General features: G+C 34.9%; 16 protein-coding genes and 2 other annotated features. Of the genes, 1 reads left to right on the forward strand and 15 read right to left on the reverse strand.

Annotated features, from left to right (window positions below; translation table 11 throughout):
* Window positions 1-59: 59 nt before the first annotated feature.
* The 5 genes from E4Z98_RS06955 to E4Z98_RS06975 all read right to left on the reverse strand — a co-directional run bounded on the left by E4Z98_RS06955 (window position 60) and on the right by E4Z98_RS06975 (window position 5,070).
* Entirely contained in the window at window positions 60-881 is an 822-nt protein-coding gene (locus E4Z98_RS06955; RefSeq protein WP_135254566.1) for an amino acid ABC transporter substrate-binding protein, read from the reverse strand.
* 18 nt (window positions 882-899) lie between these two features.
* Window positions 900-1,514, reverse strand: coding sequence for an amino acid ABC transporter ATP-binding protein (locus E4Z98_RS06960; RefSeq protein ID WP_135254565.1), 615 nt, complete (start codon window positions 1,512-1,514; stop codon window positions 900-902).
* Window positions 1,515-1,525: 11 nt separating this feature from the next.
* The gene (locus E4Z98_RS06965; RefSeq protein WP_135254564.1) at window positions 1,526-2,170 is read right to left on the reverse strand and encodes an amino acid ABC transporter permease; all 645 of its coding nucleotides are present in this window, start codon (window positions 2,168-2,170) and stop codon (window positions 1,526-1,528) included.
* Window positions 2,171-2,215: 45 nt separating this feature from the next.
* Window positions 2,216-2,478 (reverse strand) — a binding site (T-box leader).
* Between the two features lie 37 nt (window positions 2,479-2,515).
* Window positions 2,516-2,761: a binding site (T-box leader), on the reverse strand.
* Between the two features lie 138 nt (window positions 2,762-2,899).
* Entirely contained in the window at window positions 2,900-3,604 is a 705-nt protein-coding gene (locus E4Z98_RS06970) for a DUF4811 domain-containing protein (protein WP_135254563.1), read from the reverse strand.
* A complete protein-coding gene (locus E4Z98_RS06975) occupies window positions 3,604-5,070 on the reverse strand; it encodes an MDR family MFS transporter (protein WP_135254562.1) in 1,467 nt (488 codons plus the stop codon). The genes E4Z98_RS06970 and E4Z98_RS06975 overlap by 1 nt, the downstream gene beginning before the upstream one ends.
* Window positions 5,071-5,206: 136 nt before the next feature.
* Between E4Z98_RS06975 and E4Z98_RS06980 the strand changes: the two genes are divergently transcribed.
* Window positions 5,207-5,701 (forward strand): MerR family transcriptional regulator, encoded by a 495-nt coding sequence (locus E4Z98_RS06980; RefSeq protein ID WP_135254561.1) that lies wholly within the window; start codon window positions 5,207-5,209, stop codon window positions 5,699-5,701.
* 115 nt (window positions 5,702-5,816) lie between these two features.
* Here the strand turns inward: E4Z98_RS06980 and lpdA are convergent, their stop codons facing one another.
* From lpdA to E4Z98_RS07030, 10 genes are all read right to left on the reverse strand, one after another.
* Window positions 5,817-7,223 (reverse strand): dihydrolipoyl dehydrogenase, encoded by a 1,407-nt coding sequence (lpdA, locus tag E4Z98_RS06985; protein WP_135254560.1) that lies wholly within the window; start codon window positions 7,221-7,223, stop codon window positions 5,817-5,819.
* Between the two features lie 12 nt (window positions 7,224-7,235).
* Window positions 7,236-8,834, reverse strand: coding sequence for a dihydrolipoyllysine-residue acetyltransferase (locus tag E4Z98_RS06990; protein ID WP_135254559.1), 1,599 nt, complete (start codon window positions 8,832-8,834; stop codon window positions 7,236-7,238).
* A 33-nt stretch (window positions 8,835-8,867) separates the two neighbouring features.
* Window positions 8,868-9,845: an alpha-ketoacid dehydrogenase subunit beta gene (locus E4Z98_RS06995; RefSeq protein WP_135254558.1), complete on the reverse strand. Its 978-nt coding sequence runs from the start codon at window positions 9,843-9,845 to the stop codon at window positions 8,868-8,870.
* Between the two features lie 2 nt (window positions 9,846-9,847).
* Window positions 9,848-10,960 carry a pyruvate dehydrogenase (acetyl-transferring) E1 component subunit alpha gene (pdhA, locus tag E4Z98_RS07000; RefSeq protein ID WP_135254557.1) on the reverse strand — a complete coding sequence of 371 codons (1,113 nt, stop codon included), beginning with the start codon at window positions 10,958-10,960 and terminating at the stop codon, window positions 9,848-9,850.
* 466 nt (window positions 10,961-11,426) lie between these two features.
* Window positions 11,427-12,356, reverse strand: coding sequence for an aldo/keto reductase (locus E4Z98_RS07005; protein WP_135254556.1), 930 nt, complete (start codon window positions 12,354-12,356; stop codon window positions 11,427-11,429).
* A 9-nt stretch (window positions 12,357-12,365) separates the two neighbouring features.
* A complete protein-coding gene (locus E4Z98_RS07010; protein ID WP_167790920.1) occupies window positions 12,366-13,037 on the reverse strand; it encodes a GntR family transcriptional regulator in 672 nt (223 codons plus the stop codon).
* Window positions 13,030-14,163, reverse strand: coding sequence for an ATP-grasp domain-containing protein (locus E4Z98_RS07015; protein WP_167790919.1), 1,134 nt, complete (start codon window positions 14,161-14,163; stop codon window positions 13,030-13,032). The genes E4Z98_RS07010 and E4Z98_RS07015 overlap by 8 nt, the downstream gene beginning before the upstream one ends.
* A gap of 20 nt (window positions 14,164-14,183) precedes the next feature.
* Window positions 14,184-14,813, reverse strand: coding sequence for a glycoside hydrolase family 73 protein (locus E4Z98_RS07020; RefSeq protein WP_241856680.1), 630 nt, complete (start codon window positions 14,811-14,813; stop codon window positions 14,184-14,186).
* A complete protein-coding gene (locus E4Z98_RS07025; RefSeq protein WP_135254553.1) occupies window positions 14,785-15,600 on the reverse strand; it encodes a M15 family metallopeptidase in 816 nt (271 codons plus the stop codon). Before E4Z98_RS07025 ends, E4Z98_RS07020 begins: the two co-directional genes overlap by 29 nt.
* Window positions 15,601-15,606: 6 nt before the next feature.
* Window positions 15,607-16,155: a hypothetical protein gene (locus E4Z98_RS07030; protein WP_135254552.1), complete on the reverse strand. Its 549-nt coding sequence runs from the start codon at window positions 16,153-16,155 to the stop codon at window positions 15,607-15,609.
* Window positions 16,156-16,176 lie beyond the last annotated feature (21 nt).

Consider the following 16,176-nt stretch of genomic DNA (forward strand, 5'->3'; position numbering starts at 1 on the left):
ACAGAGCGATGACTATTCTTAGTCACCGCTCTGTTTTACTGATGGCGATTAACTTATTCTCACTTTACTAAGCGGTCTTCGCCAAACCATTTTTCACTAATAGCTTTCGCTTCACCTGAAGTAATTAATTGATTGATTGCTTCATTTATCTTATCTGCAAGCTCTGTTTCACCTATTCTAAAACCAATAGCATAGTCTTCTTCTGGAAACTCAGTTGCTATCATAGCAAAATCATTTTTATTTTCTTTTTGTGATAAATAATAATCTGCAAAAATTTTATCAATCAATAAGCCATCAATACGTCCTGCTTCTAAATCCATAAATGCTTCTGTATAAGCTGGATACGAAATAGCTTCTTGATCTTTAACAAAATCTTTTAATAATTCTGGATTGTTTGTAAAGGCATCTTCTCCACTTGAACCTTCTTGTAACCCCACAATTTTGCCATCCATATCATTGGGTGATTGAATTTTGTTCTTTTTCATGGTGACAATTACTTGATCATTTTTTAAATAAGTTTGACTAAACGTTACTTGTTCTTTACGCTCAGCTGTCACTGTGTAACCATTCCAAATAGCATCGATCGTCCCGTTTTTTAATTCTGTTTCCTTCATTGACCAGTCAATTGGTTGAAACTCAATATTAACACCCACTGTTTCTCCAACTTTTTTTGCTAACTCTATATCAAATCCTACTAACTCTCCACTATCATTACGAAAACCCATTGGAACAAAACTATCGTCTAAACCAACCACTATACTTCCTTTTTCTTCGTAGTCACTAAATGATTTTGCTGTATCTGTTTGATTACTACATCCTGTTAAATTAAACCCTAATACAATAAGTCCTATTCCTAATAATACTGATATAAATGATTTCATCTTTTTTCCTCCTAGTTATTATACATTTACTTCATAAATTTTATCTGCAATCGTTTTAGCAAACTCGTGATCATGCGTCACCACAATTTGAGTGATACCTTTTGCTTTTAAGTCAAGTAACATTTTGCCTACACTATCACGTAATTGCGGATCAAGTGCACTCGTTGGTTCATCATAGCAAATCACTTCTGGTGTCAACATAAGGGCTCGTGCAATTGCGACACGTTGTTTTTGACCACCCGATAGTTCATAAGGGTATTGATTAACCTGTTCTGATAAATCGAATAGTGATAAAAGCTGTTTAGCTTGTTGCCCTAATTCTGTTTCTGATTGAGAACTCTTTAATTTAGGTGCTAATAACAAATTTTCTAGCACTGTCATATGTGGAAATAAATGATAATCTTGAAAAACAACACCAATTTTATTTAATTGCATTTCAATTGGGTGATCATCTAACAAAATTTCTCCGGCTTGAAATGTTTCTAAGCCACTTACGCAACGTAACAACGTTGTTTTCCCTCCACCAGATGGCCCTACTAAACAAATTAATTGTCCTGTTGGAATCTCTAAAGACAAGTTATCAATAATCGTTTTATTTTGAAACTTCTTCGTTAAATTCTTAATCGTTAACATCGACTCACTCCTTACTGATAATAGTTTATTTTTTTCTCGCAATATTTTAAAATCAAAGTCATCACACCGGTTAAAATTAAATAAATAATCGCAACATCTATCAGCGGAATAATACTTACTTCACGTTGCATCGCAATACGCCCTGCTTTCATCAATTCACTTAAACCTAAAGCATAAACCAGTGACGTATCTTTTACTAATGTGATAATTTCATTTCCAATAGATGGATAGACTATTTTGATAACTTGCGGCATAATAATTTTTTTTAACGTTTCCAACTTGGTTAAACCTAACACTTGCGCGGCTTCATACTGTCCTTTAGGTATTGCTTGAATACCTCCTCTGAAGATTTCAGCAAAGTAAGCTGCATAATTAATTACAAATGCCAGCAATACGGCTGCCACTCGGTTTTCAATGATAAATCCTAGTAATGGAAAACCATAAAAAACAAAAATCATTTGTAATAGTAACGGCGTACCGCGAATAATCCATATTAAACTATTTAATAAATAATTTAGCCATTTAATTTTTGTTTTAAGTAATAAGCCCAAAACCAATCCTAATGGTAATGACAATAATAATGTCATAAAAAATACTTCAAGTGTCATTTTTGTTGCGTCTAATAATGAAGGTAATACCTTTAATGCAATATCCATTTTCTTCTCTCCTTTAATATAAAAAAAGTCCTCTTAGCCATAAGCTAAGAGGACGAATAGTTGTCTATACGTGGTGCCACCTCAATGCGCTCTCACCTCGCAGTAAGAACCTCAACCAGTCATTTATTTGACTGATACAGCGATAACGAGCTTATCCGATTAAGACTACTTATTATTTTGTCACTTCAAATAATTTCGCCTTGATAACTCCTAGGTGTGTGTTCAATTTGTTTGCTTACTCCGTTTTCAGCTATCGGGAGCTCTCTTTAAGCAGGGACGCCTTTACTTGTCCTAATCAATATTTTTTAATGTTATTAAAAATAAAAAAGTCCTCATGACCGAAGTCATGAGGACGAATAATTACTATACGTGGTGCCACCTCTAATTTTTCTTTATCTCGCAATAAAGAACTTAGTTAGTCAAATATCTTTGACTATAAGCGGTAACGGGCTCAACGATACTTCCTACTAACTAAATTCAGAAGCATAACTCCTAGGTGTGTGTTCAATTAAGCTTCTTACTCTGTTCGCAGCTACCCAGAGCTCTCTATCAAGAAAGGATTAATTTACTTTTCCTAATCACGGTTAATTTATTTTCTAATTGTGTATTACTTTATCACACTAACCTTCATCTGACAAATACTTTCTCTCAGAATACTTCATCTTTTTATTAATTAAACAAAAAAACATTAAAACAGTGAATAAACAACTGTTTTAATGTTAAATAAACTTACTTAATTGCAGCTAATACTTCAGCAACAACTTTTTGTTGGAATTGTGCCGTTAACTGTTCTGTTAACTTTTCAATGGCTTCTTTACCCATACTTGGGTCTTTCATCATGGCTTGTTTGATACCTTCTTCAATAAATGATTTGATATCTTCTGCCATGGTTGCTTGTTTTTCTTTAATTAACTTACCAAATTTTTCTAATTGATCAGTACTTAACACTTGCCAATCTTTAGTAAGGTAAAATTCATTTTTCTCAGAGACAAATTCTTTTTTATTGCTTCCATAATTGAATAAAGCTTTCATAGTATTATTTTTTGGAACCCAATAAGTCGTAGATTGGACCCATTTAGCTTCTTTACTATCTTCAATTACTTTGTTGATGACATTATTTGTTCCAGTTGCTTTTGGTTCTTTTTGATCATCGGATGTTTTGGTTAAATAAATTTTCTCACTGCCATCACCTAATCCTTGATACATCAAAATATTCATACCATTCATATCAGCACTAGAAACTAACTTTTGTTCTTTTACCACTGTTTCTTTTGCCATACCGTAATGATAACTACCATTAGCAATCATTGCTACAATTGAGCCAATGAATAACAACCCAAAAATTGTTGGCAAGGCAATATGACGTTTATCTGAAGCCTTGATTGAAAAGTAGGTAAATAATACCACACTAATTGCTGAAATTAATAACATCATTAGGCTTTACCTCCTACAACTGTTTTAGGTTTAGCATTTAACATGAAGGAGATTAAACAACCGATCACTGCAAAAATCACCGCAATGAAGAACGCTGAATGATAACCAGATAGCAACGCATCAATCACTTGATCTTTATACGCTAAAGGTGTTTTATCTACCATACTCTCTTTTGGCATATTATTAGCGGTAACGTTTGATAATACACTAATTAAAACAGCTGTTCCAATTGAACTTGCTACTTGACGGAAGGTACTGTTTACAGCCGTTCCGTGACTAATTTGATGATGTGGTAACGCGTTTAGCCCTTCTGTTGTAAGTGGCATCATAGCCATAGAAATTGCAAACATACGAATACCATATAACACAATAATATACGTTAACGGTGTTTCAGCTGTTAAAAATGCAAACGGTAGTGTCGAAAGTGCTAAAATAAACATTCCTAAAATAGTTAAGCGTTTTGCTCCTTGTTTATCAAAAATTTTACCCGTAATAGGCATCATGAATCCCATTACTAATGCACCTGGTAATAACATCAAACCTGAATTAAACGCTGTTTCACCACGAATATTTTGAATATACATTGGTAAAACCATTTCAGCCCCAATCATTGCCATCATAACTAAACCTGATAACACAGTAGTCACTGTAAATATTTTTGATTTGAACACACGTAGTTCTAAGAATGGCTCATCCATTTTTAATTGGCGTAAGCTAAAGATTGCTAAGAAAATAATTCCTATTGCAATACAACCTAACACTAAACTGTCTCCCCATCCTCTTGAACCAACTGATGAGAAACCATATAACATTGTACCAAATGCGATACATGATAAAATAATTGAAGAAAAATCGATTTTTGATTTTGAAACTTCCAAGACATTTTTCATTAAAAAGAATGATAAAACCACGACAATCGTACTAATTGGTAACATCATACCAAATAATACACGCCAACTATAGTTATCAACAATCCAACCAGATAGTGTTGGGCCAATTGCTGGTGCTAATCCAATAACAATTCCTGACATCCCCATTGCTGCCCCACGTTTTTCTGGAGGGAAGATTGAGAACATAATGTTTTGTTGTAGAGGCATTGAAATCCCTACACCCATCGCTTGAATTAAACGACCTGCTAATAAAATACTAAAGTTTGGTGCTATAAAACAGGCAAAAGTTCCCACTAAGAAAATAATCATTGCCGCTAAATATAAATTCTTCGACGGGAATCGGTTAATCAACCAACCTGTAATAGGAATCATCATCCCATTGATTAATAAAAAGCCTGTTGTTAACCACTGAACATCATTAGCCCCAATGCTAAATGCGTCCATAAGTTTCGGTGTAGCAGTAGCTAATAATGTTTGGTTTAATACCGTACAAAATGAGCCAATTAGTAATACTGCTACCAACAAACCACGATTATATGGTTTGCCATGAATATCAAGTGTTTCTTGTTTACTCATTAATAATTGCTCCTTTATTTTTTATAATTTTTATTCCTTCATTACTTTATAAGTTTTCACTTTCATTGTCAAGAAAGTTGACATATTTGTTAAAGGAAGTATAATGAAAGTTAACTAATGAACAAGGAGTAAAGAGATGATTGGGGAAAATGTTAGACATTTATTGGATAATAATCACTTAGTAATTGGTATTGGAGAGCTATCTGAAATGACCGGTGTTACAACACGTCAGCTTCGCTATTGGGAAAGTAAAGGCTTTATAGAATCACAACAAAATGAGCATCATACAGCTCGTAATTTTAGTCTTGTTAACATTATCAAAGTCGAATTAATTAAAGGTTTCTTAGATGAAGGTTTTACACTAAAAAAATCCGTAGAAAAAGCACATCTAAAGATGGAACTTATAGGAAATATAAAAAAAATCTTCAATGAATCATTCAATTCAGCAGAAATATTGGAAGAAAAATACACAGTTATTTCGTTAGGCATGTTCGATCCTCAACAAGAAATGATCTACTTAATACGCGACAACGATAATGGGGAAAAATTTTATCACATTCAACGTAAAGAAGAAGCATTTAACTTCTCAGACGTCATGGCTTCACAAACTAAAAAGAGAGCAAACCAATAATTGGCTTGCTCTTTTTAACGACATTAATTAATTTATTCACAATCAAAAACTAAAATAGAACAACATTTTCTCATAAAAAAAGAGAGGGCTAGGCCCTCTCTTTTTTTATCATTAATTACGCGTGGATTGGTAATCCTAATGCGATTTCAGCTGCGTCCATAGCCGCTTCTGATAATGATGGATGTGAATGAATAGTTAATGCGATGTCTTCAGCATTCATACCAGCTTCAATTGCTAAACCTAATTCAGCAATAATATCACTAGCACTTACGCCGGCAACTTGTGCCCCAACTAATACATTATCTTCTTTAGTTGTTACTAAACGTACGAAACCTTCTGTTTGGTTCAATGATAAAGCACGACCATTTCCTGCTAGAGGGAATTTAATAGCTTTAACATCTAAGCCAGCTTCTTTAGCTTCTTTTTCAGTGTAACCAACTGTTGCTAATTCTGGATCTGTAAAGGCTACAGCAGGCATACCGATATAGTCAATTGCTACAGGTTTTCCAGCGATTGCTTCAGCAGCAATTTTCGCTTCGTAACTAGCTTTATGAGCTAATGCAGCACCCGGAGTAATATCACCAATAGCAAAGATTGATTTAACGTTAGTACGTCCTTGGTTGTCAACTTTAACTAAACCACGTTCAGTCATTTCAACACCAGCAACTTCTAAACCTAATTCGTCAGTATTTGGACGACGACCAACTGTTACCATTACGTAGTCAGCATCGATTGTTTCAGATTTACCATCTACTTCATAAGTAACTGTTACTGAGTCACCATTGTCAACGGCTTCTTTAGCCATTGCTTTAGTAACGATTTTAATACCTTTTTTGTCAAAGTCTTTTTCAACAAGTTTTACCATGTCTTTTTCAAACGTTGGTAAAATTTGTGGAGAACCTTCAAGAATTGTTACGTCAGCTCCTAGGTTAGCATAAGCGCCACCTAATTCAGAACCGATAACGCCTCCACCAACAATAACAAGTTTTTTAGGTACTTCAGTTAAGTTTAAACCACCTGTTGAATCGATAACGCGTCCGCCGAATTTGAATCCTTTAATTTCAATTGGACGGCTACCAGTTGCAACGATAGCATTGTTGAAAGAATAAGTTTGAGCATGTTCACCATTGATAACACGTAATGTGTGCTCATCAACGAAGAATGCTTCACCTTCGATTACTTCAACTTTATTTTTCTTTAATAGACCTTTAACACCACCTGTAAGTTTAGATACAACACCGTTGTTTTTCCACTCTTGAGTTTTAGCAAAGTCTAATTTAACACCTTCAGTTGTAACACCAAAGATTTCAGAATCTAAAGCTTCTTGGTATTTGTGTCCAGCACTAATTAATGCTTTTGAAGGGATACATCCAACGTTTAAACAAACGCCTCCGATGTATTCACGTTCGATAATTGCAACTTTTTGTCCCATTTGAGAAGCACGAATTGCGGCTACATATCCACCAGGGCCTGCTCCAATTACGACTGTATCTAATTCTAAAGCGAAATCTCCTACTACCATAATTCTTTCACCTTATCCTTCCATTAATAATAATTCTGGATCTGCTAATAAACGTTTGATATTGTTCATAGCTTTTTGAGCTGTAGCGCCATCAACGATACGGTGGTCAAAGCTTAATGATAATTTCATTACGCGACCAACAGCTAATTCGCCTTCAGCGTTAACGATTGGTTCTTGTTTGATTGTACCAACACCTAAAATAGCAACTTCAGGGTAGTTGATAACTGGTGTGAACCATTGTCCACCAACTGAACCAATGTTAGAGATTGTAACAGTACCATTACGCATATCTTGAGCTGTTAATTTACCTTCATGAGCTAATGCAGCTTTAGAGTTAATTTCATCAGCGATATCGAACATGCTCTTCATGTCTGCATGTTTAACGTTTGGTACATATAAACCATGGTCAGTATCTGTTGCAATACCGATATTGTAGTAGTTTTTGTAAACTACTTCGTTTGTAGCATCATCGATAGAAGCGTTTAATACTGGGTATTGTTTCATAGTTGCTACTAAAGCTTTCACAACATATGGTAAGAATGTTAATTTAGTGTCGCGAGCTGCTGCAACATCTTTAAATTTCTTACGGTGATCCCATAAGTTAGAAACTTCAACATCATCATGTAATGTAACATGAGGCGCTGTATGTTTGCTATTTACCATTGCTTTAGCAATAGCTTTACGAGTTGGGCTCATTGATACGCGTTCTTCTTGTTCTGCAAGACCAGCAAATGGAGTCGCTGCTTTTGGTGCTGCTGTTTCAGTTTTAGCTTCTGCTGCTGGAGCTGCTGCCGCTTCTGTTGTTGTTGGAGCTGTTGCACCACCGTTAGCAAATGCATCGATGTCTTCACGAACCACACGTCCTGCTTTACCTGTTGGTACGACTAATGTAATATCAACACCTTTTTCACGTGCATATTGACGTACTGAAGGCATTGCTAATACGCGTTTTGAAGGTTGACCAGTTGCTTCACCTGTTGAAGATGATTTAGCTGGAGTAGTTGCTGCTGGAGCTGCTCCTTCTGTTGCTGCTGGAGCTGAAACTGCAGTGTTATGACCAGGAGCGTCGATTTCGATTAATACGTCACCAACGTTTGCTACTGTTCCTTCTGAAACAACGATTTTAACCACTTTACCTGTTACAGGTGATGGAATTTCTTCTACTGATTTATCGTTTTGTACTTCTAACATTGTATCGTCTTCGTTGATTGTATCGCCTTCTTTAACGAACCATTTTACGATTTCGCCTTCTGCAATACCTTCACCGATATCTGGTAATTTGAATTGGAATACTGCTTGACCTTCTTGAGCTGGAGCTGCTACTGGAGCTGCTTCTGCTGCAGGTGTAGCTGTTTCTTCTTCACTTTCATGACCAGGAGCGTCGATTTCGATTAATACGTCACCAACGTTTGCTACTGTTCCTTCTGAAACAACAATTTTTAATACTTTACCTGTTACTGGTGATGGAATTTCTTCCACTGATTTATCATTTTGTACTTCTAACATTGTATCGTCTTCGTTGATTGTATCGCCTTCTTTAACGAACCATTTTACGATTTCGCCTTCTGCAATACCTTCACCGATATCTGGTAATTTAAATTTAAACGCCATGTTATTACTCTCCTTTGTAAGTTATTCTAATAATTAGAATTCGTATACTTCTCTAACTTTTGCTTCGATATCTGATGCGTTTGGTAACCATGCGCTTTCAGCTTGACCGAATGGGAAGATTGTATCAGGAGCTGCAATACGTCCGATAGGTGCTTCTAATGAAAGAACGGCACGTTCAGAAATTTCAGCAATAACTTGTGCTGATACTCCAGCTTGTCTTTGAGCTTCTTGAACAACTACAACACGTCCAGTTTTTTCAACTGAAGCGATAATTGTTTCTACATCTAGAGGAGCTACTGTACGTAAGTCAATGATTTCAACATTGATTCCGTCTTTTTCTAAAGCTTCAGCGGCTTTTAATGATTCACGAACCATTGCACCGTAAGTAATAATAGATACATCTGTACCTTCTTTAGTTACTGCAGCCTTATCTAAAGGAACAGTGTATTCACCTTCTGGAACTTCTTCACGGAATGAACGGTATAATTTCATATGTTCTAAGAAGATAACAGGGTCGTTATCACGAATAGCTGAAATTAATAATCCTTTAGCGTCATATGGGTTTGATGGAATTACCACACGAATACCAGGAGATTGTGCAATTAAACCTTCTAAGTTATCAGCATGTAATTCAGGTGTATGTACACCACCACCGAAAGGCGCGCGGATTGTGATAGGCATGTTACGAGTGTTTCCTAAACGGTAACGAGTACGTGCCATTTGAGCTACTACTTCATCCATTACTTCAAAAATGAATCCGAAGAATTGAATTTCAGGTACTGGACGGTAACCTTCTAAAGCTAAACCGAAAGCTAAACCACCGATTCCTGATTCTGCTAATGGAGCATCGAATACACGATCTTCACCAAATTTTGCTTGTAGGCCTTCAGTGGCACGGAATACCCCACCATTGTTACCTACGTCTTCACCGAAGATTAAAACATTTTCGTCTTTTTCAAGTTCGATTGCTAATGCATCAGTAATCGCTTGAATCATTGTTTTTTGTGCCATGCTTATTTCGACTCCTTCGCTTTGTAAATTTCAATTTGTTCAGCCACGTTTTGAGGTGATACTTCAAACATGTTTTCTAAGAATTCAGACACTTTTTGTTTTGGAGCAGCGTCAGCTTCTTTAATAGCTGCTGCGATTTCTTCTTTAGCTGATTCAATAACAGCTTCTTCTTTATCCTCAGACCATAAACCTTTTTCAGTTAAGAAAATACGTAGACGGTTTAATGGGTCACGTTTTACCCAGTAATCTTCGATATCTTTTGTACGGTATCTTGTTGGGTCATCCCCTGATAATGTATGTGGACCATAACGGAATGTTAATGTTTCAATTAAAACAGGACCATTTCCAGCTACTGACCATTCTCTTGCTTGTTTCGTTACAGCATATACAGCTAATGCATCCATACCATCTACTTGAATACCAGGAATTCCAGCAGCAACAGCTTTTTGAGCTAATGTTGTAGCAGCTGTTTGCACTTCACGTGGTGTTGAGATAGCATATCCATTGTTTTGGATGAAGAAGATTGCGTTAGATTTAGCAGCACCAGCAAAGTTGATTCCTTCATAGAAGTCTCCTTGTGATGATCCGCCGTCACCTGTATAAGTAACAACTACAGCATCTTTTTTACGTTTTTTAAGACCTAAAGCTACTCCAGCAGCTTGAACGTATTGTGCACCGATGATGATTTGTGGTGGTAATGCGTTTAGATCTTTATCATATTTGCTTCCATCTACGTGGCCACGAGACCATAAGAAAGCTTGAGTTAATGGTAAACCATGTTGGATTAATTGAGGAACATCACGGTATCCAGGTAATAAATAATCCTCTTTAGTTAAGGCGAAATGACTACCTAATTGACTTGCTTCTTGTCCAGCAGTAGGAGCGTAGAAACCTAAACGTCCTTGACGGTTTAATGCAGTTGAACGTTGGTCTAATACACGAGCCCATACCATTCTACTCATTAATTCCACTAATTCCTCATCTGAAAGATCAGGCATTAAATCTGGATTTGTTACTTTTCCGTTCTCATCTAATACTTGCACTGTAGAAAATTCTTGACTGATATTCTTTAATTGTGCTTCGAAATCAATCGTGTTTGTTTTCTCTTTAGCCATTGCTACACAATCCTCTCTTTTTGGTTATTGTATTGTTTTTAGACGTTCAAAACTCAACAGACATTCAAAACTGTATCATATTGCTGTCCTTACTGTCATAATTTAACACGCAAACAAATTAATTGCAAGCAAGATGCGTCGTCTTTTTAGTTGAATTATATAGACTAAACACCCTATACAACGCCTTTGTGAAAGTTGTATCATGTTGCTTTTCTGTACAATTTTGTACTAAAAGAATACCAGAATAATAGTACAACAAAAAAAACTGTATTATTTTCTTTCCAACATTAATAAATCAACCTTTATTGACGCCTATATGTAAGCGCATCATTATAAGGTTTTCTGGATATACCGGATAAATTAAAAATATATTTTTTTTATGAAAATTCAATGATACAGTTTGTGCGATTTTCACAATTAAAAAAAGAACCCATTTTCCGTAGGTTCTTTTCTCACATTGTAATTATTATGGAAGAATATTTCCAGCTGCACGATATAATGCATACCAATCTTCTCTTGATAACGTGATGCCACTTGCTTCAGCTACTTCACTCACGCGTTGACTATTCATCGTACCAATTATCGTTTGGATATTAGCTGGATGACGGGATAGCCAAGCGATTGCTAATCCTGTTTTGCTCACGCCATATTTTTGTGCTATTTCTTCTAAGGTATTGTTTAGTTCAGGGAATTTAGGGTTATCTACAAATGCTCCTTCGAAAAAGCCATATTGGAAAGGTGACCAAGCTTGAATTGTCATGTCATTTAAACGACTGTATTCAATTAATGAGCCATCTCTCATAACTGCTCCTTCATTTTTCATATTCACATTAAACCCTTGATCAATCATTGGCGTAAACATTAAACTCATTTGTAATTGATTGACTAATAAATCAATCCCTTGAGGATTCAATGATTTTTTTAATAATTCAATTTGCATAGGATTTTGATTACTCACACCAAAATGTCTTACTTTTCCTGATTCTCTAAGTTCCACGAATGCTTCTGTCACTTCTTCAGGCTCCATTAACGCATCTGGACGGTGCAAGGCTAAAACATCTAGGTAATCAACGTCAAGACGCGTTAGAATATTATCAACCGATGATAATATGTGCTCTTTTGAAAAATCAAAAAAGCCTGATCTGATACCGCATTTTGATTGAATCATAATATCTTCACGGTTAAAACTAGTTTGTTTTAATGCTTTCCCAAAAATTGTTTCACAAGCTCCTTGACCATATATATCTGCATGATCATAAAAATTAATACCTAACTCGTGTGTATGTTCTAAATAAGACACAACTTGTTGCTCAGTTAATTGTGCCATTCGCATACAACCTATCCCGATTTGTGAAACGTTCATCTCTTCTTGTTTACCTAGTAAAATTGACTTCATAACTTCCTCCTAAAACAGATATTTTTCTTCATGTATTTCTTGATTATCAATCACATCTAGTGAAATAGCATTAACAAATACTCTAATTTGTTTTCTAGCCTCAGCATAGTCACGTAATTGAATTTTTTCAACCAGCGAGAAAAATAGTTGTCCAAATAATATCGAGATTTGCTTCATATTAAGATGATCGCTAGTCTTAGAATAAACCAACACTTCTTTGATAATTGTTTTAAAACTATCTGCTAAATAAGCATTTTTTTCAAATTTCAAAAATAGAGTTTGTATCTCTATTAATTGTTGGTTAGTTAAATGGTTAATATTGATAGATAACTCATGGAATAACTTTTCATCTTCTAATGTAAAGCGATGTTCCCATTGTTCCATTCTCACGACGGTATGAATTAATAATAATTCAAAAAGTTGCATCCTGTCTACGAATTCTTTCGTTGTTAACTTTTTGGGAGCAATATAAGCACCCTTATTGGGAATCAATCTGACAACGTTTTCTTTTTCTAACTTTTTCAAAGCCGCTCTAACAGGAGAGCGGCTTATATTTAATTCTTTTGCAATATCTTCTTCGACTAGCTTCATATTAGGTAAAAACTTTTGCGACGCAATATTTTGTTTAATGTATACGCGGACTTTATCTTCCGCTTTCAATTTCTTTTTAATGTTAATCACTCCATATTTGTGAACCGATAGCATCACTGTATGCTTCTGATAAATTATCAACAGGGATGGCAACTAAACCCACACCTGTCGAACGATTGACTACTGACTGAACATTTGAACCAAATATCTGTACTTGCCAATTTTTTTGATACGGAAGTTGTCCAATTAGATTAGAATAGTGTTCTTTATCGACTTCTATTGTTAGCCATTTATCGTTTCTTGATTCGATAGAAATTGGCCAACCGCATATTGCTCTTATTAACGCATCTGTTTGTGATAATGTCCCATGATATTCTGTAAAATAACCATCTGAGGTTGGCACGCCCGAAATAGTGTTCACATAAATAATTCCCATATCATTGATAAACATTTCGATAGTTAACAAACCTTGTACTCTTAACGTTAACGTCAATATTTCTGCCACTCGATAAATTTCTTGTTCCATTTCATCTGATAAATGTACTGGACCAATTGAACCTTCTAATTTTTTGTGGATTCTCGCTTTTTCTGAAATTGGAAAAAAGACTGGTTTATCCACCCCATTATTAGCCACCATCACTGAAATTTCTTTTGTCTTAGGAATCAACGATTCAACAATACACGGACCTTGATTAATCAGTTCCGCACACCCACTCAAGTCTTCCATTCTCTCAATTACCATAATGTTTTGTGCATTTGGCTTATTTTCAGCAAGCTTAATAACACATGGATAACCTAAGTATTCTACCGCATCATAAATATCAACCATCATATGAGCCACTCGATAAGGTGCAATATTGAGGTTACAATTTTCTAAAAATTCACGTTCTTTCACTCTATTCTTTGATAATTCAATTAATAACTTGCCTTGTGGTAATAAGGTTACTTCACTTAATGCTAATAAATCTGATAATTTAATATTTTCATTTTCATATAACACCACATCTGACTTATTTGCAAACTCAACTAATTTATTCGTATCATCAACTTCTCCAACAATTTGCCAATCTGCAACATCTGAAGCTAAATTATTAGGATTATGATCAATAATCCCTACTTTCATTCCTAATTTTTTTGCAGATAAACATAACATACGAGAGATGTTTCCTCCACCGATTATACCAATTGTTTGACCTGGAATTAATAATTTCCCCATATCTTCACCCATCTCTATGATTAAAAATCATTATCATATTTTGATAAATCATAAACTTCAATAACGTTAATTATCTTATTAGCGTAGTCTGGATCAGTTGCATATCCTGCTTGTTGTAAGGCATTCGCTGCTTCTTTGTAATTATCAGCTGCTAATACGCCATAATATAGCTGATTATCCCATGAAACACCTTCATTAAATAAACGGTTATGGTCAATAATAGCTTCTTCAATGGTTGGATAAACCTTAAAATAAGCCTCTACATTTTGCCATTCATTATGAACGAATTCTTGTGTAGGCAATAGAACTTTATCCTCTTGCTCACTTGCTTTGACTCCAAATAAATTATTATAAGATGCCAGCTCACTTCTACCCCAGTCTGATTCCAAAATAGCTTGTCCTATTACTATACTTGGCAGTACTCGGTACTGAGCATAATTGTGCTGAGCAATTGTCGCAATTTTGTCAATAAATGCTTCTTTATCGACTGTTTCAACCCCTGGACTATTATTTTCAATAATATTTTTAACTACTACAATACCAGTACTTACTACTAAAAGCATAACCAACCCTAACATCATAACAATAAACGATAAAAAGTAGTTCTTTTTTCTCTTCCTACTAATTCTTTTCTTTTTGTGTTTTTTCAACTAATTCAACAAACTCCTCTAATGTTAAATGATTTGCCATTATAAACTTCGCATTTTCTACACCAACAAAACGAATATGCCATGGTTCATAATTGATTTTAGTGACTGACTCTTTCCCTTTTGGAAAACGAATAATAAAACCATAATCTGCACAGTGTTCATCAATCCATTTTCCGGCTTTCGTATCATAAAATTCTGGAATTAATCCTTTACCTGCATCGAGCCATGGTTGATCTACTAAATCAATAGCTAGTCCCGTATGATGTTCACTCTTTCCAGGTTCTGCCACATACTCTGCTGTTTCTTTTTTTGCTTCTTCATCACTCATACCAGCATTCTTATTATCAATAATTGATTGATCATATACTTGTTGCTGATAAGAAACTGAACGATATGTTGACACTACTCTTAAATTAATACCGTCTTCTTCTGCTGCTTTCTTCATTTCATTATAAGGCTCTACTAAATCGGCATGCACTTGATAATTACTGTCTATAATACCTGTTTCTTCTGGTAACTGCTCATCACTAAATGCATGTCGTTCATTAACTAATATCAATTCATACAATGATAAATCGACTTTGTTTAAAAAATCAGTTTCTTTACTATTTTCTTTTGTTTTAGTAACCGGCTTCGTTACATTTGTGGCGGTTGTTGTTTTTTTAGTCGATGAGTCGCTAACTTTTACATTTTTTTTATCATGCTCGCCACTCATTACTTCTACACGATTAATAACAAACAACAATGCCATAGCGGCAATTAATGATACTAATATTTTTTTTGACATCTAACTTCATCCCTCTTGATTTGTATCCAAATAACTTTCTGTTAAATTTTCACTTACCCAATCTAACAAATCAATCGGTGAACTTTCAATTTGTTGTTGAATAGTAGCTGGTAGGTGGAAAATTAAAATATCGTCCATTCCCCATACACCATATTCGAGTGATACACGAATTTCAAAGCGACTGCTAGAATTCTGGGTAGTCTTTTTTCGTCCTATATGACTTTTTTGTGTAATTAATTCAATTTTTGCTTCATCTGTTTGAAGCCACTTCTGTGCGATTAGTGATTTCAAACGTTTATATTCTGATACGACATAATTTCTTTTTTCAGGGAATAGTCCTGCTTGACGAATCAGTTTTTGTATTAACATCCATTCATAATCAGAAAACAACAGTTTAATTTTTTGATTATTTTCTGCACTCAAAGTAAGTGCGCCTTGTTTCCAACTTTGCCACTGTTCTTGATTAATTAGTAAATAATCTTCATAAAACATTTTTTCAGTGACATACTGACTTTTTACACGATCTACGACAATTTCAACAAATGATTGATGCATTTTCTCTTCACCTCTTCATAA

The sequence above is a fragment of the Vagococcus xieshaowenii genome (genome assembly GCF_004792515.1).
In the GTDB taxonomy this organism is placed as follows: domain Bacteria; phylum Bacillota; class Bacilli; order Lactobacillales; family Vagococcaceae; genus Vagococcus_A; species Vagococcus_A xieshaowenii.